We start from the raw sequence: 23347 nt of genomic DNA on the forward strand, positions 1-23347 counted from the left end.
GGGGTCCGTCTACACCCGCTGCCGCCGGTGTCGGTCAGCCCTTCAGGGCCTTCACCATGATGTCCACGTTCGTCCGGAACGCCTTGAGGTACGTCTCGCCGCCGCTGCCTTTGGGGCCCAGGGCGTCGGTGTACAGCGCGGGGGCGATGCGGGCGCCGGTCTCGCGGGCGAGCGTCTGAGCGAGGCGAGCGTTGACGGTGTTCTCCGTGAAGATCACCTTCGCTCCGGCCTTCTTCATGGTCTGGGTCAGCACGGCGAGTTCGCGGGCGCTGGGTTCCCGTTCGGTACTCAAGCCCGGGATGACGGCCCCGATCAGCCGCAGCCCGTACCGTTTGGCAAGGTAGTGGAGGCTGTCGTGGTTCGTGACGAGCACACGCCGCGCGGTGGGCACCGTGGCGAACTGCCCCTTCGCGTACGCGTCGGCCGCGCTGATGGCCTTCAGGTAGGCGGCGGCGTTCTTCGCGTACGTGGCCTTCCCGGCCGGGTCGAGGCGGGTCAGGGCCGCCTGGGCGTTCTTCACGTACCCGGCGGCCAGACTGGCGTCCCACCACGCGTGCGGGTCGAGCGCGCCGTGGTCGTGGTCGTCATGCCCGGCCTCCGCGTGGTCCTCGCCCTCCCCGGCGGGGTGCAGTTTCAGGCCCGCCGTGAGTTCCTGCACCGGCACCTTGGGCGCGCTGGCCTTCAGTCTGGGCAACCAGGGTTCCAGGCCCGCGCCGTTCGCGAACAGCGTGCGGCTGCGGGCGAGGTCGCGGATGGCGCCGGTGCTGGGCTGGAAGGTGTGGGTGTCCCCGCCGGGCGGCACGATGACGTTCACGCTGACGCGGGTACCGCCGACGGCCTTCACGAAGTCCGCGATGATCGTGGTGGTGGCGCTGACCTGCAGGGGCGCGGCCTGCGCGGTCGGTGCGGCGCACGCGGCCAGCAGCAGCGCGGGCAGGAGGAGGTGGGGGCGCGTCACAGCACTTCGATGCCCCGGTACGGGCCACGGCTGAGGGTGCGCAGGGCGCTGGCGCTGAGCCAGACGGTCTTCGTGACGCCGCCTTCGCGGATGGCGCGCTTGTGGAGGTTGGCGCGCTGCACGCGCCGGGTCACGCCGGTGACCTTGCGGCCCACGCCGCCCTGCGCGCGGGCCTTGCCGCGCCGGGTGACGCTGTTCACCACGAGGTTCTTCTTGCCGGTCAGGTAGCATTCACGACTCATATTGATTTCTCCTTATCACAAATGTGAGTAGAGGGAAGGTTCACCGGCGCACGTTCCGCCGGTCCGGTCAGGCGCGCAGCGCACGATTCAGCAGTTGATCCAGCGCGTCCGGGTCGAGGTCGTGCCCTATGAACACCAGTTCGCTGAAGGCCTCGTCAGGGCTGAGCCACTCGCCCGCCGTTTCCAGCGCCAGCTGCCGCCCGGTGTGGTTCCAGAGGGTCGCCACGCCGTTGCCCAGGTTCACCCAGCCCTTGGAGCGGATCACGTTGCGCGGCAGGCCCAGCGTCAGCGCCTCGTTCAGGCGATCCGGGTCGAAGGGCCGCTCACTGCGGAAGATGTGGGTGCCCAAGCCGTACGTCTCGGATTCCGGGGTGTGCTCCTTGTCCAGTTCGGCCATCCACGCGTCGAGCTGGCTGGAGTGGTCGAAGTCGAACAGACCGGTGTTCAGCAGCGCCTCGGCGGGCAGGACGCCGCGCGTGGCGTCCAGCACGCGGGCGCGCGGGTTGGTGATGCGGATCAGGTCGCGCAGTTGCCGCACGTCGTCCGGCGCGGCCAGGTCGAGTTTGTTCAGCACGACGATGTCCGCGAATTCCAGCTGCTCGGCCAGCAGTTCCCCGAAGCCACGTTCGAAGTCGTCGCCGGGGATGGTGTCCTGGCGGTTCCACAGCGGGAAGAACTGGGCGCTGTCCACGACGGTGATCATGGCGTCCACGTGCACGCGGCCCAGCAGGTTGGGCAGGGGCGGCTGGCCGTCCTCCGGTTCGATCTCCAGTTCCTCGGGGGTCAGGCAGAAGCTCTGCGCGATGGGCAAGGGCTCGCCGATGCCGGTCGATTCGATGAGGATGGCGTCCAGGTCGCGCGTTTCCAGCAGGTCGTCCACGGCGTGCAGCAGGTCGCCGCGCAGCGTGCAGCAGATGCAGCCGTTGCTGAGTTCGATGGTCTGCTCGTCGGTCTTCACGACGAGGCTGGCGTCGATGTTCACGGCGCCGAACTCGTTGACGATCACGGCGATGCGTTGCCTGCCTGTCTGCGTCAGGAGGTTGTTCAGGAGGGTGGTCTTCCCGGCGCCGAGAAAGCCGCACAGGACGGTGATGGGGACGGAACGAGAGTCAGGAGTGGACATGCCCTGATAACGATATTCTATTATCATTAATATGGCAAGGTTCCACCTCCGTAGGCGCTGCCCGCTGACCGCCCGGTTCTGGTTCCTGGGCCTCGACGCCCGCCAGGGCGACCTGACCCTGCGCGGCCTTCGTAAGACCCCCACCCCACACGGCAGCAGCCGCTCCACCCTGGGCGGCCTCAGCCTGCATTCCGCCGGACTGACCCTGCTCCTGCCCGGCGAGCCGCTGCACTTCAACCGCCGCACCCAGACCTTCACGCGCGGTGGCCGCACTGTGCCTGCTACCGAGGGCCGCCTGCACCTGCGCGCCGCCGTGCACGCCCACGAAACCTGGATCGCCGCCCGCCACGGCCCCACCTACCGCGAGGGACTCGTGGCCCTGCACCGCCCACCCCGCCCGGTGATGGGTGCGCTGGACCCCTGGCGCGCGTTCATCGGCGGCCTGCCGGGCAAGCCGGTGTAGGGCGTCACCGTGCTGCTCCAGTCCGCCGCTGGGTCGGGGATGCTTTAAAAAATAAACTGTGCGTGGCTGACCATCCCCAATCGTGCCCGGTGGTACGCTTCACCCATGACGGGCAACACCCAGAACTACGACGTGGTCATCGTCGGCGGCGGCCCCGCCGGCCTCACCGCCGCGATCTACACCGGCCGCGCCAGCCTCAGCACCCTGATCCTCGAAAAGGGCCTCCCCGGCGGGCAGATCGCCCAGACCGAGGAAGTCGAGAACTACCCCGGCTTCCCCGAACCCATCAGCGGCATGGAACTCGCCAGCCGCATGCAGCAGCAGGCTGAGAAGTTCGGCGGCGTCATCGAGATGGACGAGGTCCAGAGCATCACCCGCACCGACGACGACCGCGAACACGCCTACCCCTTCACGGTCACCGGCTACGGCGGCACCTACCGCGCCAAGGCCGTCATTCTCGCCACCGGCGCCAACCCCAAGCGCCTGTACGTGCCCGGCGAGGAGCACTTCTGGGGCAAGGGCGTCAGCACCTGCGCCACCTGCGACGGCTTCTTCTACCGCGGCAAGAAGGTCGTCGTCGTGGGCGGCGGGGACGCCGCCGTCGAGGAAGGGCTGTTCCTGACCAAGTTCGCCGACGAGGTCACCCTGATCCACCGCCGCGACACCCTGCGCGCCAACAAGGTCGCCCAGGCCCGCGCGTTCGCGAACCCCAAGATGAAATTCATCTGGGACACCGCCGTTGAGGAAATCAAGGGCGAGGACACCGTCACCGGCGTGCGCCTGAGGAACCTCAAGACCGGCGAGGAAACCGACATGAGCACCGACGGCGTGTTCATCTTCATCGGCCACACCCCCAACACCGAATTCGTCAAGGACACCGTCAAACTCCGCCCCGACGGGTACGTGGACGTCACGGACGAGATCTACACCAGCGTCCCGATGCTGTTCGCCGCCGGCGACGTCAGCGACTACATCTACCGCCAGCTGGGCACGTCCGTCGGCGCCGGGACCCGCGCCGCCATGAGCGCCGAACGCGCCCTGGCCGCCCTGGAACTCGAAACCGAAACCGCCGCCGACTGAACGCAGCGTTAAGAACGCGTCAGCACGCCAGAGGGACGCCCGGACCGCACCGGGGCGTCCCTCTCCCGTTATGCTCAGCGCATGCCCCGCCGTTCCCTCCCCGCGCGAATCCGCCGCAAGGCACGCGGGTACGCCGCCAAGGCCCGCCGCCTGCTGCGCAGCGTCAACGCCGAGGACGCCCACCCCGACGACCCCTGGGCCGAGCACCTGCTCACCCCCGCCGAGCAGGTCGTGTACCGCGCCATGGACCCCCGCGACCGCGAGCACGCCTGCCGCGTCACCCGCCACCTGCTGCGCGACCACCCGCACGCCGACCCCGAACTGGTCGCCGCCACGCTCCTGCATGACTGCGGCAAGAGCCTGCGCCCCTACTACCTGTGGGAACGCGTGCTGGTCGGCCTGATTCCCAACCGCCTGACCCGCATCCTGCCGCCAGTCGGGGCGATCGGGGTGCGCGCGCACCACCCGGAACTCGGCGCGCGGCTCCTGGCACACGCGGGCGCGCGGCCCCGCGTGGCCCGCCTCGTGGCGCGCCACCACCACCCCGGCGGTGACCCCGACGCCCAGCTTCTGCATGTCTACGACGATCAGGAGTAGGCGCCACCACGTGAACAGCGCCGCCTTCCTGCATTGGGAAGGCGGCGCTGTCCGGTGCACTTACTCGTGGTGGTGGTCACCCTCGGTGTGCGCGTGGCCATGATCGAGTTCCTCGGCGGTCGCGTCACGGACGTCCAGCACCTTCACGTCGAAGTTCAGGACCATCCCGGCCAGCGGCGGGTTGAAGTCCACTTTCACGGTGTCGCCGTCCACGCTCATGACCGTGAACGGAATGACACTGCCGTCCTCCGCCTGCGCGTAGTACGTCGCGCCGATCTCCACGTCGTCCTCGAAGTCCTCGCGGGACAGTTCCTCGACGTTCTCCTCGTCCCGCTCGCCGTAGCCGTCCTCGGGCTGCACGGTCACCTGCAGCTCGTCCCCGACGGCCTTGCCCTCCAGGGCGCGCTCCAGTCCGGGAATGATGTTGCTGTGGCCCTGCAGGTAGACCAGCGGCTCGCCGGGTTCGCTCTGGTCGATGATCTCGCCGTTCACGGTGAGTTTGTAATCGAGTTCGACAACCTTGTCCTGGGTGATGTTCATGGGGTCTCCGTTGCCCCGCCGCACCGAGATCAGGTGGGCGGGCGGGCGTGATCGCCTCTCAGGAGTGTACCCCCTGACCTGAGCGCCGCGGTCACCCGCGCGTCAGGGTTGCGTGCGGAACGACCAGCTCACCGCCCCGCGCGTCGTGCTGAAGCGCACGCTCACGTCCGCCCCGGCCGGCAGCGGTGCGTCCGGCAGGGCCAGCGCGGCCCCCTGCGCGGCCAGCACATTCCGCCCCACCCGGGTCTCCCCGTCGTTCGCGCCGGTGAAGGTCGCCGCGGTCAGCAGGCACGCGCCCACAGGCCGGTCATTCACGCGGACGTTCACGTCCGTCACGGCCCCCGTCCAAGCGGGCCCCAGCAGCAGCGCGACCGGCGCGCCCCGCGTCGGCACCGCCGGACACCCCGCCAGCGCGTCCGGCCACTCGCCGGTGGCCGCGTTCAGCGTGGGCGCCACCTGTCCCGGCGCCGGGAAACGCACCGGGTACCGCCCCGCGCCGCTCAGGCCGCGCCGCACGTCCAGCACCAGCGCCGAGCGGAAGTCGCCCCCCTGATCATGCGCCGCGCCCCCCGCCACGCGCGTCAGGCGCGGATCGATCAGCTGCGGCAGGTGAAACGCGCCGCCCACCCAGTACGTCAGGGCCCGCTCTGGGCTGGCGTCCTCTCGGCTGGACACGAAGTAATGCCCGGGTGCACACGCCTCACCCGCCGCCGACCGGAACGGACTGGCGGGATCCTCGCGGTGCTCGGCCCGGTCCGCGCGCACGAGGTACCGCGCGTGCCCCGCGCAGCTCGCCTGCCACGCGCCCTCTGCCTTCACGGGTGGCAGCCCCGCCCGCGCCCGCACCCGGTTCAATCCCGCCAGCAGAGGTGGGGCGGCCGTGGCGGCGGCCTCAGGCGCGGCCATGACACTCGCCAGGGGCGTCTCCAGAGCGGGCTGACGCTCGCCTGTCGGTGCGGGCGCGGGGACTGGCTGCGGCACCCCCTGCTGGGCTGCGGCAGGGTCAGGCGCCGCCGGTGCGGGGACTGGCAGGGGCGCGGCCGCCTCAGATGGTGCCGGCGACACCGCGGGCGAATCTAGGACCGGCTGCGCTGGCGGGGGCGTGCTGGCCACCGGGTCGGGAAGGCGGGAGGGGGGCGTGGCCGGTGCTTCCAGCTGTGGGGCGGGGGGCTGGTTGACTGTCCGCCCCGGCCACCACCCGGCCAGCCAGATCCCAGCGAGACCCAGCGCGAACAGCGCCGCGCCGCTCAGAATGGTCCACAGGGCCCGCCTCCAGTTCGTCATGCCACGTTCAGGCTAGACGGGACGGGGCTGCGCTGCGTGCGCCGCGCGCCTATCCTGCCTTCATGACCGCCGCCCCGCCCTTCCCCATGCACGTCAGCGTGGATGACGCCCGCGCGCATTTGGCCGCGCTGCTGCCCGCCCGCCCCACCGAGACCGTGCCGCTCGCGCAGGCGTACGGCCGCACCCTGGCCCGGGACGTGCCCGCGCTGGTCAGTCATCCCAGTGCCACCGAGAGCGCCCTGGACGGCATTGCCGCCCGTGAGGCCGACACGCTGGGCGCCACCCCGGACGCCCCAGCGCGCCTGCGCGTGATCGGAGAGAGCCGCGCCGGGGCCGCGTTCACCGGCACGGTCAGGTCGGGCGAGTGCGTGCGGATCTACACCGGCGCGCCCCTCCCAGCGGGCACGGACGCCATCTGCCCGGTCGAGCAACTGAGCGACGACGGGCCGGACGGGGTGCTCCTGCGCCGCCCCGCCAGTCCCGCCGACGTCCGCCATGAGGGCGGCGACTTCCGCGCGGGCGAGGTCGTCCTGCACGCCGGGCAGCACCTCACGGCCCCCCGGCTGGCGCTGGCGGCCGCCCTTGGACACGCGGCGCTGAGCGTGCAGCGCCGCCTGCGGGTCGCGCTGCTCTCCACCGGGGACGAGGTCGTCCCGCCCGGCCAGCCCCTGACGGCGGGGCAGGTGTACGACAGCAACAGCGTCGGCCTGCACGCCATGCTGCTGGAAGCCGGGTGCGAGGTCCTCCCGCTGGGTCACGCGCCCGACAGCCCGCAGGCGCTCCAGGCGGCCATTGACGCGGCGGGCGGCGCGGACGTCCTGCTGACCAGCGGCGGCGTCAGCATGGGCAAGTACGACTTCATGCGGGACCTGCTGGTCGAGCAGGGCCGCGTGAGCTTCTGGAAGGTCCGCATGCGCCCCGGCGGGCCCGCCATTCTGGGCGGCTGGAACGGGCTGCCCGTCTTCGGCCTGCCCGGCAACCCGGTCAGCAGCCTCGTGGTGTTCCACGTGATCGTGCGGCCCGCCCTGACCGGGCAGCCCCCCCAGACGCTGCGCCTGCGCGCCGCCACGCCCTTCCGCGCCCTGCCCGACAAGACCGCGTTCTGGCGCGGCGTGATCGAAGGCGGGCAGGTCCGCGACTACGGCCAGCAGGGCAGCGGCATCCTGCGGTCCCTGAGTGACGCGGGCGCCCTGGTGATCGTCCCCGAAGGGCAGGCCGTGCAGTCCGGCGACGACGTGGACGTGATCCTGATGTAGCTGAGAAGTCGAGGGCGGACGGCAGAGGGCGTGTGCGCTCTGCCGCCCGCCCCCGGCCTGCGGTTTACGCCAGAGGGACCAGCACCAGCGCGCCGCGCGCGGGCACGCTCAGGGGTGTGTCGCCGGTCAGGTGGACGGTGCGGCCCGTGAGCACGTCGCGGTAATCGCCGGGCGTGACGCCCGTGAACGGCAGGTGCGCGTCCTTCAGGCCGGTGTTCAGACCCACGAACGCCGCGCCGCTCGCGTGACGGCGCGCGTACACGAGCTGCTCGCCCTGCGCATGCGTCACATGGAAGTCCCCACGTTGTAGGGCGGGGCTCGCGTGGCGGGCCGCCGTCAGCTTGCGGGTCAGGGCCAGGGTCTCCTGGTTCCAGCTGCCCTCGTCCCAGGGGAACGCGCGGCGGCAGTCGGGGTCCGGGCCGCCGGGCAGGCCCACCTCATCACCGTAGTAGATGCAGGGCGTGCCCACGTACGTCATCTGGAACACCGTCGCCAGCCGGAATGCCGTGTGATCCCCGCCCACGGCAGTCAGGAACCGCGCCGTGTCGTGCGAGTCGAGCAGGTTCAGCTGCACGCGCACCACGTCCGGGTGGTACATGCGCGTCACCTCGGTCATGCGCTGCGCGAACGCCGCGGCGTCCACCGCGTCCACGCGCCCCGTGCCGCTGCGCTCGTTCATGGGGTGATCGAGGGTGTGCGCCCCGAAGAACGCCAGGCAGGGCCGCGTGAAGTGGTAGTTCATGACTGCGTCGAACTGATCGCCCTGCAACCAGCGGTGCGCGTCGCCCCAGATCTCCCCGACGATGTACGCGTCCGGGTTGATGGCCTTCACGCGCCGCCGGAACTCCTGCCAGAAGGAATCGTCGTCGATCTCGTTCGGGACGTCCAGCCGCCAGCCGTCCACGCCGAAACGGATCCAGTGCTCGGCGACGTCCCACAGGAACGCCCGCACCGCGCGGTTGTCCGTGTTGAATTTGGGCAGCGCGCGGTTGCCCCACCACGCCGCGTAGTTCGCGGGCTGCGCGTCGTCGTACGGGTGCAGCGGCCACGCGTCCACGTGGAACCAGTCGCGGTACGCGCTCGCCTCGCCCTGCTCCAGCAGGTCGTTGAATTGGAAGAACCCCCGGCTGGCGTGGTTGAACACGCCGTCCAGCACCACGCGCATGCCGCGCGCGTGCGCCTCGTCGATCAGGTGCCGCAGGGCCTCGTTGCCGCCCAGCATGGGGTCCACCTGGTAGTAGTCGTGCGTGTGGTAGCGGTGGTTGCTGGCTGACTGGAACACCGGGCAGAAGTAGATGGCGTTCACGCCCAGGCTCTGGATGTAGTCCAGTTTCGCCGCCACGCCCCACAGGTCGCCGCCCATGTACCGGTTGAAGTGCGGCGTGTCCCCCCACTCCTGGAGGTTCAGGCCCCGCACGCGACCCGAACGGGCGAAGCGGTCGGGGAAGATCTGGTAGAACACCGCGTCCGTCACCCACTGCGGCGTGACAGGACGGGGATCGAGGGTGTGGTCCGGGTGAAGCGCGTTCATGACCGGGCCAGGATAGCCCCATGGCCCTGTCGGAATGCTGACGGCCCCCCCACCCGGCTAGAGCATTTGCCATAAAGACGCAGTCTTTATGGCCGAGCGGAGCGAGTGAATGTTGCTGAGCAGGACGGAGAATGGAGGCATCGGAAGTCTGTTGTTCCGATGCCGTAATTCGGAGAACTGCTTTAGTTCGCGGCGGCCCAGGCCAGCAGGAACGCGCGGGCCTCCCCGGGGGTGCCGACCTCGCCCAGGGCCGCCGCCTCGGCCAGCGCGCGGGTCGCCTCGCCCACCCGGGGGCCCGGGGGCACGCCCAGCAGGGCCATGATCTCCTCGCCGCGCAGCAGCGGAGGCGGGGGGCTGGGCTGCTCCTCCAGCGCCGTCAGGACCCGCTCGATGCCGCGCGCGTACGCCCGGCGGGAGGCGTCACTGCTCATCGGGCCGCGCGCCGCCTCCCGGTCGGCCAGCATCACCGCCAGCAGGTCCGGCAGCAGCGCGCGGCGGCGGTGCACGAAGCGCCGCGCCTCCCGCTCGGTGGCGGGCAGCGGGACCATGTGCGCCCCCACCAGTGCCGAGGCGTGCCGCACGTCCTCCCCGGGGAGCTTCAGGCGCGTCAGCACCTGCGCCGTGATGGCCGCCCCCACCTTGTCATGCCCGTAGAACGACGCCCGCCCGGTCAGCTCGTCACGCACCAGCGTGCGGGGTTTGCCCACGTCATGCAGCAGCGCCGCCCAGCGCAAAGTGACCGGGGCGTCCGGAAAGCGCCCGATCAGCTGGTGCAGCGCCTCCACCCCATGCGCGAACACGTCCAGGTGATGAAAGCCGCCCTGCGTCACGCCCTGCCCCTCGCGCAGCTCCGGGACAGTCAGGGCCAGCAGACCCAGCTCCTCCAGCCGCCCTACCCCCCGCGCCGCGTCCATGGATCGCAGCAGCGCGTGCACCTCATCCCGCACCCGCTCCCACGCGGGCAGCGGCAGGCGGCCCGCCGCCAGATCCGACGCGACCTCCCGCACCGCCGCCTCCGTTCCGGCCTCCAGTCGGAACCCCAGCGTCAACTCGAACCGCGCCGCCCGCCACGCCCGCAGCGGGTCCGCGTGCAGATTCTCCCGCGACACCATCCGCAGCCGCCGCGCGCGCAGGTCCGCCTGCCCACCCACCACGTCCAGCACCCGGCCGCCCGGCAGCACCCCCAGCGCATTCACCGTGAAATCCCGCCGCCGCAGGTCCTCCTCCACGTCCGCCGGGCGCGGCACCAGATCATGCTGCACCCCGCCCGGCGCTGAGACCCGCCAGTACCCCCGCTCCGCATCCAGCTCGAAGGCCGAGCCCCCAAGCGCGCCCGCCAGCAGGTGCGCCGCGCCCGCCGGGTCCGGCACCATCCAGTCGAAATCCTTTGCGGCCACGCCCCGCAACCAGTCCCGCGCCGCGCCACCCACGAGCACGGCACCCGGCGGAAACGGTGGGAGTGGCGAGGAGCGGCGGAACATGCCCGCCATGCTACCTGCGCCCGCCCCCACGGCCATCCGCGTGCTGGCGTACGCGACCCCACCCGGCGCCCCTTGTCAGACCGGCGCCCCTCTGATACATTGCCGGGCGCTGAGGGGGCTTAGCTCAGCGGGAGAGCATCCGCTTTGCAAGCGGAGGGTCTGGGGTTCGAATCCCCAAGCCTCCACCAAAATAGAGTCGTCCCAGACGACCAGAACGTGAAGATGCCAGGACACAACTGCTCTGGCATCTTCGCTGTTCAGGGCTGCATTGAGGCGCCCCGCTGGCTGCGGGGTGCGCCGAAGGCCTGCTCCGGGTTGCCCGTCAGCTTCAGCGCGGTCAGGTCCGCGTGATGGCCGGCGCGTTAGGCTGCCGCTGGACTGGCCCATGCCCCGACCTCACCTGCCACCCCTGCTGATCCTGCTGCTCCTGACCGCTGCGGCCCACACTCTGTCCCTGCTCTTCAGTGTCCGCGCGGGCGAGATCCTGCCCGTCTCGGACCAGCTGTACCTGCTGGTCCCAGCTGTGGCGGCGCTGGCGTGCTGGCAGGCGGTGCGCGGCGCGCGGGACCGTCGCCTGGCCGTGTGGGCGGCGACCTGCCTGACCCTGCTGGCGGCGGCGGAGGTGTACGTGGTGGCGGCGTTCGACCTGCGGCACGTGCGCGCCCCGGATTACGGACTGGGGGACGCGCTGTACCACGCGTACTACCTGGGCCTGCTGGGGCTGCTGCTCAGCCTGCGGGGAGGCGGGGTGCCGGGCGCGCGGGAGGGCCGACTGGGGCCGCCGGAGTGGGTGCTGGACAGCCTGATCACCGGAGTGGTCGTGGCGGAACTGTCGTGGGTGCTGGGCGTGGCGCCGCTGCTGGTGGACGCCCGGACCACGCTGCTGTTCAAGGCCGTGAACGTCTCGTATGTCGTGCTGGACGTGGTGCTGCTGACCCTGGTGCTGCTGCGGCTGCGCCTGAGCCGCGCGTCCGCGTGGCCGCTGCTGCTGGGCCTGCTGTCGTACGTGGTGGCGGACCTGGTGTACCTGATGGACGGCCCGGTGCGGATGCCGGTCGGCCTGCCGGACCTGCTGTGGACCTGGGGCACGGTGGGGCAGACCGCGGGGTTCATCCTGCTGTCCCGTCAGGGCGCCGGCCGCGTCCCGCCAGGCGCCGTCCTGAGCGCCGTGGTGCGGCCCCTGCCGTACCTGGCGGTGCTGACCGCCTGCCTGATTCTGGTCTCGAACACCCCGGGGGCGGACCTGCGCGGGCGGGGCGTGGTGTGGTTCACGGTCACGGTGTTCGCGTTGGTGATGGTCCGGCAGGCGGTCACGCTGCTGGAGACGGCGCGCCTGAACCGCGCGCTGACCGAGCAGGCCGCGCAGTTGCAGCGTAGCCGTGACGAGATGGAACTCCGCGCGCACCATGACGGCCTGACGGGCCTGCTCAACCGCGAGGGCTTCTACCGCCTGCTGCGCGCGCAGGAGGGTGGCGAGCGGTCCCTGCTGATGCTGGACCTGGACGGATTCAAGCCCGTGAATGACACGTACGGTCATGCGGCGGGGGATCTCGTGCTGCGCGAGGTGGCCCGCCGGCTTCAGGGGGTGGCGCAACCGGATTTCGTTCCCGCGCGTCTGGGCGGCGATGAGTTCGCGCTGCTCAGCCGCGGGCCGCTGGAGCCCGCACTGGTGAGGCGGTACGCGCTGCTGGTGGTGGAGTGCCTGTCTGAACCGTTTGCCGTGCGGGGCGGCACTATGCCGCTGAGTGTCTCGGTGGGCGTCGCCAGTGCCGACACGCCCCTGCCCGAACAGACCCTCCTGGCCCGCGCGGACGCCGCACTGTACGAGGCCAAACGCGCCGGTGGCCGCCGCGTGAACGAGGCGCCCGCCAGCCCGTCCCGCCTGCGTGACGCTCGCCCGGAGCCGCCGGGCGCGTGTTAGCCTCCGGAACGTGACCCGAACGCCATCCGATTTCCCGGCCGCGCCCCGCGTGAGGCGCAGGGCATGATCAGCGCCGTGACCCTGGCCGTCATCGGCGTGGGCCTCCTGGCCGGCGTGCTCGGCGCGATTCTGGGCCTGGGGGGCGGCGTGGTCGTGGTGCCCGCGCTGGAATTCCTGCTGCCGCACTTCGGGCGGGACATCACCATCGCTCAAGCGGTCGCGATCAGCCAGATCGGTGTGCTCGCGGTGGGCCTGAGCGGCGCGGCCAGTTACCTGCAACAGGGCCTCGTGCGCGCCCGGACCGGGTACCTCCTCTCGCCGTACACCATCGTGGGCGGCGCCGCCGGGTCGTTCCTGGGTCTGATCCTCCCGGCCCGCGCGGTCGCCACTGTGTTCGCGGCGCTGCTGCTGTACTCCGCGTACAACCTTCTGCGCGGCCTGAAACGCGTGGAGGTCGAACGGGAACCCTCCCGCCTGGTGCCGCCCGCGATGACCTTCGCGGGCATCATGAGTGGCCTGCTGGGCATTGGCGGCGGCACCGTGCAGGTTCCGGTGCTGAACCTCATGGCGGGCGTGCCCATCCGGCAGGCCATCGCCACGAGCACCTTCATCATGGGTCTGACCGCCGTCGGCAACGCGCTGGTGTACCAGGCGGGAGGCCTGCTCGATCTGCGCCTGGCGGCCGGGGTGGCGCTGGGCGTCCTGATCGGCGCGCGCGCCGGGGCCAGCCTGCAGAGCCGCATTCCCGCCGCGCAACTGAAACTGTTCTTCAGCCTGCTTCTGATCTTCACCGCCCTGCAACTCCTGTGGAAGTACTGGGGGCAGGCGTGAGCGCCCCGGACCGTAAGCCGGACACCGAACTGGCCGGGCTGCCCGCGTGGCTGTACCCGCTGGGCTTCTGGGTGGGCGTGGCCCTGCTGGCAGTGGGCGTGCTGCTGCCGGACTACGCGTGGGTGGGCGTGGTATGGGTGGCGGCCGTGCCGGTCCTGGCGGCGCTGTGGGTGGCGGCGGCGGGCTGGCGCACCGACCGCCGCCTGAGCGGCGCGGCGCTGCTGGCCCTGGCGGGTCTGGCCCTGGTGTTCGTGGTGAAAGGCTTCATCAAGTAGCCCCCCAGAACTGAGGCGTGATGGACTGGGAGGGTGAATGCCCCGGAACTTCCGGCCCTGAGTGCGCGGCAGGTGGCGGCCCTGCTGCGCGCCCCGTCAGACGCGGTGAGCCTGCTGGGCGTGGGCAGCGATCACCGCGCCTACGCACTGGGGGAGGACCTTGTCGTTCGTCTGCCCCGCTGGCCCGGCGGGGCAGAGGCCCTGCGGCGCGAAGCGCGGTTGCTGGCGTGGCTGACCCCCCGGCTGCCCGGCGCGGCGCTGCCGGAGGTGCTTCACCTGGGTGACCCGGCGCCCCTGGCCCCGGAGGGCTTCAGCGTGGCGCGGCGCGTACCCGGCTTGTCGGCACTGGGGCAGCCGCTATCCGATCCGGGTGCGCTGGGCGGGGTGCTGGGGGGCTGGCTGGCCGACCTGCACAGGCTGAACCCGCAGGGCTCCAGGCTGGGCGTGGATCTCGATCCGACCGGGCACGACTGGCGGGACGCCGCGCTGGACGACCTGCACGTCGCGTCGGCGGCAGGGGTGCTGCCGGAGGCCGGGACCTGGGCGGCTCGCGTACAGAACGTGCCCGACCTGCGGGAGGTGGAGCCGGTGCCCATTCACGGGGATTTCGCCGCCGAGCACGCTCACCTGGACGGGCAGGGGCGACTGGTGGGCGTGCTGGACTGGGCGGACGCGGCGCTGGGGGACCCGGCGCGGGATCTGGCGGGACTGCTCCACTGGGGTGACCCGGCAGTGGTGCAGGCGGCGCGGAGCGTATACCCGGCGTCCGGGGCGGTGTGGGAGCGCGCGGCGTGGTACGCGCTGTGCCGCGCGCTGGGTGACCTGGCGTTCGCGGTGCGGGAGGGGCGGCCGGCGTACCTGGAGGCGGGACGGCGGGCGCTGGAGGGGGTGCGGGCTTGGTGGACAAACGACCCGCCCCCGCCTTAAACTTGAACCGAGTCTAATTTTATAGGTATCTCGCAGGAGGTCGCATGAAGATTCAGAAAGCCGCAGTCATCGGCGCAGGCGTCATGGGCGCTGCCATCGCCGCCCAGCTCGCCAACGCCGGGATTCCCGTCACCCTGCTGGACATCGTCCTGCCCGACAACCCCGACCGCAACTTCCTCGCTAAGAGCGGCGTGCAGCGCGCCCTGAAAGCCCGCCCCGCCGCCTTCATGGACCCGGCCCGCGCCGCCCTGATCCAGGTCGGCAACCTCGAAGACGACCTGAAAAAACTCAAGGACGCCGACTGGATCATCGAGGCGATCATCGAGAAACTCGACGCCAAACGCGACCTGTGGGCCAAAGTTGAGGCCGTCGCCAAGAAGACCGCGATCATCTCCAGCAACTCCAGCGGCATCCCCATGCACCTCCAGATCGAGGGCCGCGGTGAGGACTTCCAGCGCCGCTTCGTGGGCGCGCACTTCTTCAACCCGCCCCGCTACCTGCACCTGCTGGAAGTCATCCCCACGCCCAAGACCGACCCGGCGATCGTGAAGACCTTCAGCGAGTTCGCGGAAACCACCCTCGGCAAGGGCATCGTGGTCGCCAACGACGTGCCGGGCTTCGTCGCCAACCGCATCGGCGTGTACGGCATCGTCCGCGCTATGGACCACATGGTCAAGGCCGGACTGACCCCCGCGCAGGTGGACCAGCTCACGGGCCCCGCCCTGGGACGCGCCAGCAGCGCCACCTTCCGCACCGCCGACCTGTCCGGCCTGGACATCATCTACCACGTGTCCAACGACCTCGGGAAGGCCACCCCCGACGACGAGGACTTCACCCTCACGCCCGCCTTCCGCACCCTGGTCGAAGAGAAGAAGTGGCTGGGCGACAAGACCGGCAGCGGCTTCTACAAGAAGACCAAGGACGAGAAGGGCAAGACCAAGATCCTCAACCTGAACCTCGACACCTTCGAGTACGAGGACCAGGGCAAGGTCAAGGTCGCTGCCGTCGAAGCCGTCAAGGGCCAGCCGCTCGCGGCCCGCGTGAAGGCCCTGTACGGCGCCGAAGGCAAAGAAGGCGACTTCCTGCGCGGCGTCATGAACGACGGCTTCTGGTACGCCGCCAAGATGGCCGGCAATGTCAGCAACCGCCTCCAGGACATCGACAACGCCCTCAAGTGGGGCTTCGGCTGGGAACAGGGTCCCTTCGAGACGATGGACACCCTCGGCGTCCAGACCGTCATCGCCAACCTCGAGGCCGAGGGCCGCACCCTGCCCCCCCTGCTGGCCGCCATGAAAGCCAGTGGCCGCGACGCCTTCTACCAGAACGGCGAGATTGTCACCCCCGGAGGCCAGCCCACCGCGTACGAGGCCCCGTACTTCATCCTGACCGACCTGAAGAAGGACGCCACGAAGATCGTCAAGAAACGCGCCGGGGCCAGTGTCATCGACCTGGGCGACGGCGTGCTGCTCGCCGAATGGCACGCCAAGATGAACGCCCTCGGCGAGGACCAGCTCCGCACCGTGCAGGACGCCCACAAGCTCGTGCAGGACATGGGCTACGCGGGCCTCGTCATCGGCAACCAGGGCGACAACTTCAGCGCGGGCGCGAACCTCCCCCTGATCCTCTCGCAGGCGCAGGCGGACGAGTGGGACGAACTCGACGACATGATCAAGCAGTTCCAGCAGGTCACCACCTCGCTGCGCTTCAGCCCCCACCCCACCGTCGCCGCCCCCTTCGGCCTGACGCTCGGCGGCGGCGCCGAGTTCACCCTGCACGCCGACCACGTCGTCGCCAGCGCCGAACTGTACATGGGCCTCGTGGAAGTCGGCGTGGGCCTCATCCCCGGCGGCGGCGGCACCAAGGAAATGCTGCTGCGCTTCACGGATCAACAGCAGCCCAGCCAGCGCCTCGGCGCCACCCTGCTGCCCGCCGTGCAACGCGCCTTCGAACTCATCGGCACCGCCAAGGTGAGCACCAGCGCCCTCGAAGCCCGCAACCTCGGCTTCCTGCGCGACACCGACACCGTCGCCATGAATAAAAACCACATCCTTGAGGACGCCAAGCGTCAGGTCCTCGCCCTGGCCCCCGGCTACGTGCAACCCACCCCCCGCCAGGACATCCCCGTCATGGGCGACGCCGCCATCGGCGCGATCAAGAGCGCCCTGCACGGCATGCATCAGGGCGGCTACATCACCGACTACGACCTCGTCGTCAGCGAACAGCTCGCCCGGGTCCTGTCCGGCGGCACCGGCAACAACCGCACCGCCAAGGTCAGCGAACAGCACCTCCTCGACCTCGAACGCGAAGCCTTCCTCACCCTCCTCGGGAAGAAAGGCACCCAGCAGCGCATCGAGCACATGCTCAAGACCGGCAAACCCCTGCGCAACTGAAGCCTCCGCCTGACAGGATGACCGCATGACCCGCCTGACCGACCGACTCCTGAACGTCCGCAAACGCCGCGCCCTCGGCTGGGCCGCCCTGGCCTACGCCGGGGTGGTGCTGGCCGGTGCGCTGGTGGGCGCCGATATCACCCTGCGCAGCAAGACGCGCTGGGTGAAGGGCGTGTTCGTGCCGGTGGGTCGGCGCGGGAACGAGGTGTACCTGCCCGCGAGCAGCGAAACCCTGTCGCGCGGCCCCATCGGGATCGTGCCGCTGCTCCCGAACAAGGGACACGCGGTGCTGGGTGAGCGGCAGGTCGTGGGCACTCTGGTGCGCCGCCCGGTGCAGGAGGAACGCGGCGTGCTGCCCAACGGCGCGCTCGCGTGGGCCAGCACCTTCGTGTACAACGGCACGCCCGCCCAGCTGGGCGTCGAGTTCGAGGACACGAACGTGCACACGCCGCTGGGCGACATGCCCGCGTGGCACATTCCGCCCAGCGGCGACACCCCGGGCCGCGCGGACGCCGTCGTGATCGTCATCCACGGTCACGGCGGCCAGCGTGCCCAGGCGCTGCGGATGCTGCCCGCGCTGCGGCGCACCGGCGCGGCCAGCCTGTTCGTCACGTTCCGCAACGCGCACGGCGCCCCCCGCAGCGAGAGCGGTTACCTGACCCTGGGCGACCAGGAAGCCGAGGACGTCATCAGCGCCCTGCACTGGGCGCAGCAGGCCGGGTACAGGCGGGCCGTGCTGTACGGCTTCAGCATGGGCGGCAACATCGCCCTCAGCGCCCTGCGCGAACGGCACCAGCCGTACCCCATTCCCGTCACGGGCGTCATGCTCGACTGCCCCGCGCTGGACTGGCGGGCCACCATCCTCTCCCAGGGCCAACGCTTCGGCCTCCCACCCTTCCTCGCGCGGCACGTCGCCACCTTCACCCAGTGGGTCGTGACACGCCGCAGCGGCCAGGACTTCGACACCGTCGACCAGATCCGCGCCGCACCCGGCTTCAACCTCCCCATCCTCATGTGGCACGGCACGCGCGACCGCACCATCCCCATCGCGCAGGCCGACAGGCTGGCCGCCGCCCGCCCCGACCTCATTGAATACCACCGGGTCGAAGGCGGCAAACACATCCGCGTGTGGAACATCAACCCCGAGCAGTACGACGCCCAACTCGAAACCTTCATCGGCAAAGTCCTGCCAGAGGTAGAGGGATGAGCGTTACTGAGGTTTATAGCCTCCTGACGGCTCTGGAAGATTTCCGGATTCAGGCCAATGCCCTTTGCGGTGAGGTCACTCCGAATGTTGGGCGATGTGAAGTGACGACCTCAACCTGGGAGGGAGGACTCAGCGATCTCCGAGGTGTTCAGGTTTCTTTCAGCGTTGTGCTGGGTGACGGCACCATTCACTGGACGCTGGCATTTCTATGCGGCCCGACAGGAACTGAAGTGTCAGCGCGGATCGTCGGAAATTACTTCGATGAGCCGTATCAGACGCTGATCGAATCCATTTACGAAACCCAACCTGCCGATCTTCGAGAGTCCTCGGAGGCTCTGGTGGAGGCCAAGCAGCTCATTCTGGCCAGCATGCAAGCGCACATCACCCAGCAGAATATGGAACGACTGCTGGCAGGGGGACGGGAAGCCCCCTTCTTCCCGAATCTGTAAGGAGTAACGACTATGCGCGATGCTGTTATTGTTTCTGCCGTCCGGACGCCTGTTGGTCGTGGCGTGAAAGGCACCCTGGCGAACACCCGCCCCGACGATCTGGCGGCGCTGGTACTGAACGAGGCCGTGAAGCGCGCCGGTGTGGACGCCGGTATCGTCGAGGACGTGTATCTCGGCTGCGCGATTCCCGAGGCGGAGCAGGGCCTGAACGTGGCCCGTCTGGCCGCGCTGCGCGCCGGGATGCCCGACAGCGTGGGCGGCGTGACCGTGAACCGCTTCTGCTCCAGTGGCCTGCAGACCATCGCCATGGCGGCGGCGGCCATTCAGGCCGGGCAGGCGGACGTGATGCTGGCCGGTGGCGTGGAGAGCATGAGCTTCGTGCCCATGAGCGGCCACAACCCCAGCCCGAACCCGGAACTGGTGGACGCCCGTCCCGGCGCGTACATCGGCATGGGCATGACCGCCGAGAACGTCGCCGCGAAGTACGGCATCAGCCGCGAGGATCAGGACGCGTTCGCCTTCCGCAGCCACCAGCGCGCCGCGGCGGCGCAGGACGCCGGGAAGTTCGACGCCGAGATCGTGCCCGTCCCCGTCCGCGTGGATAAACTGAAGGGCACGAAGATGAAGTCCGAAACCGTGAACTTCGACAAGGACGAACTCATCCGCCGGGACGCGAACCTCGCGGACATGGCGAAGGTGCGCCCCGCGTTCAAGGCGACAGGCTCGGTCAGCGCCGCGAACAGCAGCCCCTTCAGTGATGGCGCGGCCGCCGTGCTCATCATGAGCGGCGAGAAGGCGCAGGAACTCGGCGTGAAACCGCTGGCGAAGTTCCTCGGCTTCGCCGTGGCAGGCGTGGAGCCCGAACTGATGGGCATCGGCCCCATCAAGGCCGTGCCGAAGGTGCTCGCGCAGACCGGCCTGACCCTCGACGACATCGACCTGATCGAACTGAACGAGGCGTTCGCCGCGCAGTCCCTCGCCGTAGCGCGGGAACTGGGCCTGAACCAGGACATCATGAACGTCAACGGCGGCGCCATCGCCCTGGGCCACCCCCTAGGCTGCAGCGGCGCGAAACTCGCCACGACCGCCATCTACGAACTGCAACGCCGTGGGGGCGGGAAGGCCCTGATCACCATGTGCATCGGTGGGGGCATGGGCGCCGCCGGGATCATCGAAGTGTACGGCGCGGACCAGGCCGCCGACTGACCTGAACACGGAAGCAGGGCACTCGCCGGGAAGGGGGTGCCCTGCTGTGCTGTGCATATTCACGTGACGTTAATTCTCAGCCTCCGAGCGTCACACAGCCTTTAGGATGTCGAGCAAGTTCGTCGCTTCGGTGCGGCGGGGTGCGGTTCCCATAGATCGCTGGGGTGGAGTCAGGTCAAGTTGGCCTGACTCCATGCCTTTTGCTTTTCGCTCTTTCAGGTGTGGAGGTGATGGTGGTGTTCAAGGGATTGGGTTGGCGTGCGGCGCTGCCGCTGGGGGTGCTGCTGTCGGGCGGCGCGCTGGCGGCGAGTTCGGCGGGAACGGCGGACCTGCTGTTCGGGCTGTTCTGGGTGGTGCTGGCCGCGGCGGTGTTCGGGACGGTGGCCTCGAAGCTGGGTGTTCCGGCGGTGGTGGGGCAGGTGCTGGCCGGGATTCTGATCGGGCCGAGCGTGCTGAGTCTGGTCCGCCCGGACGAGTTCCTGCTCAGTCTCGCGGAGTTGGGCGCGGTGTTCCTGCTGTTCATGGTGGGTCTGGAGACCCGCTTCCGGGATCTGCTGTCGGTGGGGAAGGAGGCACTGCTCGTGGCGGTGCTGGGCATCGCGTTCCCGCTGGCGCTGGGCTTCGGGTTCGGGCTGTGGCAGGGGCAGGAGAACGTCAGTGCGCTGTTCGTGGGAACGGCCCTGGTGGCGACGTCGGTGGGCATCACGGCAAAGGTGTTGCAGGAGATGGGCGTGCTGGACGCCCGGTTCGCGCAGGTGATCCTGGGCGCGGCCGTCATCGACGACATCCTGGGCCTGACGCTGCTGGCGGTCGTGAGCGGCCTGGGCGCCGGGGAGAGCATGAGTGCCGGGCAGGTGGGCCTGATCCTGGGCCTCAGCGTGGGGTTCGTGGCGCTGGTGCTCGCGCTGGGCATCCCGCTCATCCGCCGCTTCCAGCCCCGACTGCGGAACCTGAGCCTGTCACGCATGTTCAACGTGGCGATCGTGGTGGGCCTGGGCGTGGCCGCGCTGAGCACCGTGGCGGGTCTCGCGCCCATCATCGGGGCGTTCCTGGCGGGCATGGTGCTGGCCGAGGTGAAGGACGAACTGGAGTTCGAGTCGAAGGTGCACGCCCTGGAATCCTTCCTGGCGCCGGTGTTCTTCGTGGCCGTGGGCTTGCAGCTCGACCTGAGCGTGCTGGGTGACCCGGTCGTGATCGTCGCGGGCCTGATCCTGACGGTGCTGGCGGTGATCGGCAAGGTTGCGGGCGGCCTGATCGGCGCGCGCAGCATGGGCGGAAGGCAGTCGCTGCTGGTCGGTGTGGGCATGGTCCCGCGTGGCGAGGTCGGGTTGATCGTCGCCAGCCTGGGCCTCGCGGCGGGCGTGATCGGCAAGCAGGTGTACGCCGAGGTGCTGCTCATGGTCCTTCTGACGACCGTGCTGGCGCCGCTGGTGCTGCGCGCCCTGGCCCCCCGCCCGGAACGGGACGCACCCGCCGCCTGAGTCGCGCGGCGTGGAGGAGGGGGCCGTCCAGTGGGGCGTGCCCCCTCCCGCCTTTTCCCGCCTGTGCGGTACCCTGGAGGGATGCCGGACGTTCCCGCCGCCCCCACCCGTTCCCGCCTGAGACTGCGGGTGTCCCCCGCTGCCGAGGCGCACGTGCGCGCCGGGCACCCCTGGGTGTACGAGTCCAGCCTGCGTGCCCAGAGCCGCGACGGCGACGCGGGGGAACTGGCCGTGATCTACGACCGCCGCGACCGCTTCCTGGCGATCGGGCTGTTCGACCCGGACAGCCCGCTGCGGGTGCGGGTGCTGCACCAGGGCACCCCGGCCACGCTGGACGACGCGTGGTGGGCGGCGCGGCTGGACGAGGCGCTGCTGCGCCGCGCGCCGCTGTTCGGCCTGGACACCGACGGGTACCGCGTCGTGAACGGCGAGTCCGACGGGTTTCCCGGGCTGGTCGTGGACCGCTACGCGAGCACGCTGGTCGTGAAGCTGTACACCGCCGCGTGGTTCCCGCACCTGGAGCGCATGCTGGGCCTCCTCGCCGAGCGCTTCCCGGAGTTCGCGCTGGTGCTGCGCCTGAGCCGCAACATCCAGACCCGCGCCCGCGAGGAGGGCCTGTTCGACGGTCAGCTCCTCGCAGGCCGCGTCGGGAGCGGCACCGTCGTCTTCCACGAGACCGGACTGGCCTTCGAGGCGGAGGTGCTGCGCGGCCAGAAGACCGGGTTCTTCCTCGACCAGCGTGACAACCGCCGCCGCGTCGAGAAGTACGCGCGGGGCCGCCGCGTCCTGAACGCCTTCTCGTTCAGCGGCGGCTTCAGCCTGTACGCCGCGCGGGGCGGGGCGGCGCACGTCGTCAGCCTCGACATCAGCGCGCACGCGCTGGACAGCGCTGAACGCAACTACGCCCTGAACCCGAAACTCACCGCCCCGCACGAGACCGTCCAGGCCGACGTGTTCGAATGGCTCGCCGAGACCGACTGCGAATTCGACCTCGTGATCCTCGACCCGCCCTCCCTGGCCCGCCGCGAGACGGAACGGGCAGGCGCGATCCGCGCGTACAGGAAACTCGCCGCCGACGGCATCCGCCGCCTCGCGCCCGGCGGTATCCTCCTGAGCGCCTCGTGCTCCGCGCACGTCAGCGCCGAGGAATTCTGGGACGTCGTCCGCGACGCCGCCACCCGCTCCGGCCGCAAGTGGCGCGAACTGCACACCAGCCAGCACGCCCCCGACCACCACGCGACCTTCGCGGAAGCGCAGTACCTCAAGGCCATCTTCATCCAGTTCGACTGACCCGGACCGGTGTGGTGGACTGCCGCATGCGGACAGGACGTCGGTGGGCTGGAAGGTGGACGGGCGCGGCGCTGTGTCTCCTGCTGGGTGTGGCGGGCGCGCAGGGCTGCCCGCCGGGCCAGGAGGCGCGCCTGACCCGGACCGGGCACGCGCTGGAGGCTGCGCAACTGCGCTGGCAGAGGGCGGCCCCGGCGGGCTACACCTTGACCCTGTACCGGGTTACGGACATGGACAACGAGACGACGGTGCTGACCGGGCCGCAGGTCCGGGGCAGCCCAGGTCCCGTTGAAGGGCTCTTCGGCGAGGTAGAGGAGATGCTCGACATGGCCCGCACTGTTCCCGGTTTCTGCTTCGAGGTGGCGGCCGTGTTCGACTGGCGGTACGGGTACCCGGTCCGGGTGTGGTTCTGGTCGCCGGTGGACGGCACGCGGCACCTGACCTACCGGGAGATCTCGGACTTCCAGCCCCGACCCTGACCCTGCCCGCGACAGGGCGCTCTGGCGGGGGCCAGCCCATCGGTGGCCGGGAGAAGGGCACACTGAAGGTATGGACGACTCTCTGAACCGGGATCAGCTCATTGCCCTGGTGCGGCGGCTGCTTCAGGCCGATGTTCACGAAGAAGAGCGGGAGCAGATTCTTGACACCCTTCAGGAGCAGCTCCTGGATCCTCAGCTCAGCGATGACATCTTCTGGCCGGATCGGGAGATGACTGCTGAGGACATCGTTGATCGCGTGCGGGCGTATACGCCTATCCGCCTGAACTGGTCGCCCGAGCAGTGACCCATTTCTCTGATTGACAGACCCTAGCATGGGCG

Annotated in this window: 23 protein-coding genes and 1 tRNA gene; 17 read left to right on the forward strand and 7 right to left on the reverse strand. The window is 70.2% G+C overall.

Going from position 1 to position 23347, the window contains the following annotated elements; all coding sequences use genetic code 11:
* Positions 1–34 precede the first annotated feature (34 nt).
* The 3 genes from mntC to IEY63_RS11890 form a co-directional block, all read right to left on the reverse strand.
* Complete coding sequence (gene mntC / locus IEY63_RS11880; RefSeq protein WP_229784676.1) at positions 35–958, reverse strand: manganese ABC transporter substrate-binding protein MntC; 924 nt, start codon at positions 956–958, stop codon at positions 35–37.
* A complete protein-coding gene (rpmB, locus tag IEY63_RS11885; RefSeq protein WP_189069232.1) occupies positions 955–1200 on the reverse strand; it encodes a 50S ribosomal protein L28 in 246 nt (81 codons plus the stop codon). The genes mntC and rpmB overlap by 4 nt, the downstream gene beginning before the upstream one ends.
* Before the next feature lie 67 nt (positions 1201–1267).
* On the reverse strand, positions 1268–2323 hold the full coding sequence (locus IEY63_RS11890; protein WP_189069233.1) for a CobW family GTP-binding protein: 1056 nt from the start codon (positions 2321–2323) through the stop codon (positions 1268–1270).
* 31 nt (positions 2324–2354) lie between these two features.
* On the opposite strand from IEY63_RS11890, the gene IEY63_RS11895 reads away from it, so the two are divergent.
* From IEY63_RS11895 to IEY63_RS11905, 3 genes are all read left to right on the forward strand, one after another.
* Positions 2355–2786, forward strand: a complete 432-nt coding sequence (locus IEY63_RS11895; protein ID WP_189069234.1) for a hypothetical protein — start codon at positions 2355–2357, stop codon at positions 2784–2786.
* Between the two features lie 105 nt (positions 2787–2891).
* Positions 2892–3866 (forward strand): thioredoxin-disulfide reductase, encoded by a 975-nt coding sequence (trxB, locus tag IEY63_RS11900; RefSeq protein WP_189069235.1) that lies wholly within the window; start codon positions 2892–2894, stop codon positions 3864–3866.
* Between the two features lie 81 nt (positions 3867–3947).
* Positions 3948–4463, forward strand: coding sequence for an HD domain-containing protein (locus IEY63_RS11905; RefSeq protein ID WP_189069236.1), 516 nt, complete (start codon positions 3948–3950; stop codon positions 4461–4463).
* Between the two features lie 60 nt (positions 4464–4523).
* Here the strand turns inward: IEY63_RS11905 and IEY63_RS11910 are convergent, their stop codons facing one another.
* Together IEY63_RS11910 and IEY63_RS11915 are read right to left on the reverse strand one after the other, a co-directional pair.
* Positions 4524–5003, reverse strand: a complete 480-nt coding sequence (locus IEY63_RS11910) for an FKBP-type peptidyl-prolyl cis-trans isomerase (protein WP_189069237.1) — start codon at positions 5001–5003, stop codon at positions 4524–4526.
* A 102-nt stretch (positions 5004–5105) separates the two neighbouring features.
* On the reverse strand, positions 5106–6287 hold the full coding sequence (locus IEY63_RS11915; protein ID WP_189069238.1) for a CAP domain-containing protein: 1182 nt from the start codon (positions 6285–6287) through the stop codon (positions 5106–5108).
* Between the two features lie 62 nt (positions 6288–6349).
* Here IEY63_RS11915 and IEY63_RS11920 point away from each other — a divergent pair, with 62 nt between their 5' ends.
* The gene (locus IEY63_RS11920) at positions 6350–7543 is read left to right on the forward strand and encodes a molybdopterin molybdotransferase MoeA (protein WP_189069239.1); all 1194 of its coding nucleotides are present in this window, start codon (positions 6350–6352) and stop codon (positions 7541–7543) included.
* 64 nt (positions 7544–7607) lie between these two features.
* On the opposite strand, the gene IEY63_RS11925 is transcribed toward IEY63_RS11920, so the two are convergent.
* Entirely contained in the window at positions 7608–9074 is a 1467-nt protein-coding gene (locus tag IEY63_RS11925; protein WP_189069240.1) for a glycoside hydrolase family 13 protein, read from the reverse strand.
* Positions 9075–9256: 182 nt separating this feature from the next.
* A complete protein-coding gene (locus tag IEY63_RS11930; protein WP_189069241.1) occupies positions 9257–10555 on the reverse strand; it encodes an HD domain-containing protein in 1299 nt (432 codons plus the stop codon).
* 113 nt (positions 10556–10668) lie between these two features.
* Between IEY63_RS11930 and IEY63_RS11935 the strand changes: the two genes are divergently transcribed.
* The 13 genes from IEY63_RS11935 to IEY63_RS11995 all read left to right on the forward strand — a co-directional run bounded on the left by IEY63_RS11935 (position 10669) and on the right by IEY63_RS11995 (position 23312).
* A tRNA-Ala gene (locus tag IEY63_RS11935) sits at positions 10669–10743 on the forward strand.
* 197 nt (positions 10744–10940) lie between these two features.
* Positions 10941–12476, forward strand: a complete 1536-nt coding sequence (locus IEY63_RS11940) for a GGDEF domain-containing protein (protein ID WP_189069242.1) — start codon at positions 10941–10943, stop codon at positions 12474–12476.
* A 63-nt stretch (positions 12477–12539) separates the two neighbouring features.
* On the forward strand, positions 12540–13307 hold the full coding sequence (locus tag IEY63_RS11945; protein ID WP_189069243.1) for a sulfite exporter TauE/SafE family protein: 768 nt from the start codon (positions 12540–12542) through the stop codon (positions 13305–13307).
* Positions 13304–13582 carry a hypothetical protein gene (locus tag IEY63_RS11950; protein WP_189069244.1) on the forward strand — a complete coding sequence of 93 codons (279 nt, stop codon included), beginning with the start codon at positions 13304–13306 and terminating at the stop codon, positions 13580–13582. Before IEY63_RS11945 ends, IEY63_RS11950 begins: the two co-directional genes overlap by 4 nt.
* A gap of 33 nt (positions 13583–13615) precedes the next feature.
* Positions 13616–14509 carry a phosphotransferase gene (locus tag IEY63_RS11955; RefSeq protein WP_189069245.1) on the forward strand — a complete coding sequence of 298 codons (894 nt, stop codon included), beginning with the start codon at positions 13616–13618 and terminating at the stop codon, positions 14507–14509.
* Positions 14510–14553: 44 nt separating this feature from the next.
* The gene (locus tag IEY63_RS11960; protein ID WP_189069246.1) at positions 14554–16899 is read left to right on the forward strand and encodes a 3-hydroxyacyl-CoA dehydrogenase/enoyl-CoA hydratase family protein; all 2346 of its coding nucleotides are present in this window, start codon (positions 14554–14556) and stop codon (positions 16897–16899) included.
* Between the two features lie 25 nt (positions 16900–16924).
* On the forward strand, positions 16925–18106 hold the full coding sequence (locus tag IEY63_RS11965; RefSeq protein WP_189069247.1) for an alpha/beta hydrolase family protein: 1182 nt from the start codon (positions 16925–16927) through the stop codon (positions 18104–18106).
* On the forward strand, positions 18103–18555 hold the full coding sequence (locus IEY63_RS11970; RefSeq protein ID WP_189069248.1) for a hypothetical protein: 453 nt from the start codon (positions 18103–18105) through the stop codon (positions 18553–18555). Before IEY63_RS11965 ends, IEY63_RS11970 begins: the two co-directional genes overlap by 4 nt.
* A gap of 12 nt (positions 18556–18567) precedes the next feature.
* On the forward strand, positions 18568–19761 hold the full coding sequence (locus IEY63_RS11975) for a thiolase family protein (protein ID WP_189069249.1): 1194 nt from the start codon (positions 18568–18570) through the stop codon (positions 19759–19761).
* Between the two features lie 230 nt (positions 19762–19991).
* A complete protein-coding gene (locus IEY63_RS11980) occupies positions 19992–21242 on the forward strand; it encodes a cation:proton antiporter (protein ID WP_189069250.1) in 1251 nt (416 codons plus the stop codon).
* A gap of 81 nt (positions 21243–21323) precedes the next feature.
* On the forward strand, positions 21324–22532 hold the full coding sequence (locus IEY63_RS11985) for a 23S rRNA (cytosine(2499)-C(5))-methyltransferase (RefSeq protein ID WP_189069251.1): 1209 nt from the start codon (positions 21324–21326) through the stop codon (positions 22530–22532).
* Between the two features lie 26 nt (positions 22533–22558).
* Positions 22559–23008, forward strand: a complete 450-nt coding sequence (locus IEY63_RS11990; protein ID WP_189069252.1) for a hypothetical protein — start codon at positions 22559–22561, stop codon at positions 23006–23008.
* Between the two features lie 70 nt (positions 23009–23078).
* Complete coding sequence (locus IEY63_RS11995; RefSeq protein ID WP_189069253.1) at positions 23079–23312, forward strand: bacteriocin immunity protein; 234 nt, start codon at positions 23079–23081, stop codon at positions 23310–23312.
* Positions 23313–23347: the final 35 nt, after the last annotated feature.

This window comes from Deinococcus radiotolerans (genome assembly GCF_014647435.1).
GTDB lineage: Bacteria > Deinococcota > Deinococci > Deinococcales > Deinococcaceae > Deinococcus > Deinococcus radiotolerans.

Excerpts from the sequence above, each read along its gene's own strand:
- IEY63_RS11990 (WP_189069252.1), top strand. The coding sequence starts at position 22,559 with ATGCGGACAGGACGTCGGTGGGCTGGAAGGTGGACGGGCGCGGCGCTG.
- IEY63_RS11905 (WP_189069236.1), top strand. The coding sequence starts at position 3,948 with ATGCCCCGCCGTTCCCTCCCCGCGCGAATCCGCCGCAAGGCACGCGGG.
- IEY63_RS11920 (WP_189069239.1), top strand. The coding sequence starts at position 6,350 with ATGACCGCCGCCCCGCCCTTCCCCATGCACGTCAGCGTGGATGACGCC.
- IEY63_RS11890 (WP_189069233.1), bottom strand. The coding sequence starts at position 2,323 with ATGTCCACTCCTGACTCTCGTTCCGTCCCCATCACCGTCCTGTGCGGC.
- IEY63_RS11945 (WP_189069243.1), top strand. The coding sequence starts at position 12,540 with ATGATCAGCGCCGTGACCCTGGCCGTCATCGGCGTGGGCCTCCTGGCC.
- IEY63_RS11895 (WP_189069234.1), top strand. The coding sequence starts at position 2,355 with ATGGCAAGGTTCCACCTCCGTAGGCGCTGCCCGCTGACCGCCCGGTTC.
- IEY63_RS11965 (WP_189069247.1), top strand. The coding sequence starts at position 16,925 with ATGACCCGCCTGACCGACCGACTCCTGAACGTCCGCAAACGCCGCGCC.
- IEY63_RS11910 (WP_189069237.1), bottom strand. The coding sequence starts at position 5,003 with ATGAACATCACCCAGGACAAGGTTGTCGAACTCGATTACAAACTCACC.
- IEY63_RS11980 (WP_189069250.1), top strand. The coding sequence starts at position 19,992 with ATGGTGGTGTTCAAGGGATTGGGTTGGCGTGCGGCGCTGCCGCTGGGG.
- IEY63_RS11940 (WP_189069242.1), top strand. The coding sequence starts at position 10,941 with ATGCCCCGACCTCACCTGCCACCCCTGCTGATCCTGCTGCTCCTGACC.
- IEY63_RS11960 (WP_189069246.1), top strand. The coding sequence starts at position 14,554 with ATGAAGATTCAGAAAGCCGCAGTCATCGGCGCAGGCGTCATGGGCGCT.
- IEY63_RS11970 (WP_189069248.1), top strand. The coding sequence starts at position 18,103 with ATGAGCGTTACTGAGGTTTATAGCCTCCTGACGGCTCTGGAAGATTTC.
- rpmB (WP_189069232.1), bottom strand. The coding sequence starts at position 1,200 with ATGAGTCGTGAATGCTACCTGACCGGCAAGAAGAACCTCGTGGTGAAC.
- IEY63_RS11925 (WP_189069240.1), bottom strand. The coding sequence starts at position 9,074 with ATGAACGCGCTTCACCCGGACCACACCCTCGATCCCCGTCCTGTCACG.
- IEY63_RS11930 (WP_189069241.1), bottom strand. The coding sequence starts at position 10,555 with ATGTTCCGCCGCTCCTCGCCACTCCCACCGTTTCCGCCGGGTGCCGTG.
- IEY63_RS11915 (WP_189069238.1), bottom strand. The coding sequence starts at position 6,287 with ATGACGAACTGGAGGCGGGCCCTGTGGACCATTCTGAGCGGCGCGGCG.
- IEY63_RS11975 (WP_189069249.1), top strand. The coding sequence starts at position 18,568 with ATGCGCGATGCTGTTATTGTTTCTGCCGTCCGGACGCCTGTTGGTCGT.
- trxB (WP_189069235.1), top strand. The coding sequence starts at position 2,892 with ATGACGGGCAACACCCAGAACTACGACGTGGTCATCGTCGGCGGCGGC.
- IEY63_RS11995 (WP_189069253.1), top strand. The coding sequence starts at position 23,079 with ATGGACGACTCTCTGAACCGGGATCAGCTCATTGCCCTGGTGCGGCGG.
- IEY63_RS11985 (WP_189069251.1), top strand. The coding sequence starts at position 21,324 with ATGCCGGACGTTCCCGCCGCCCCCACCCGTTCCCGCCTGAGACTGCGG.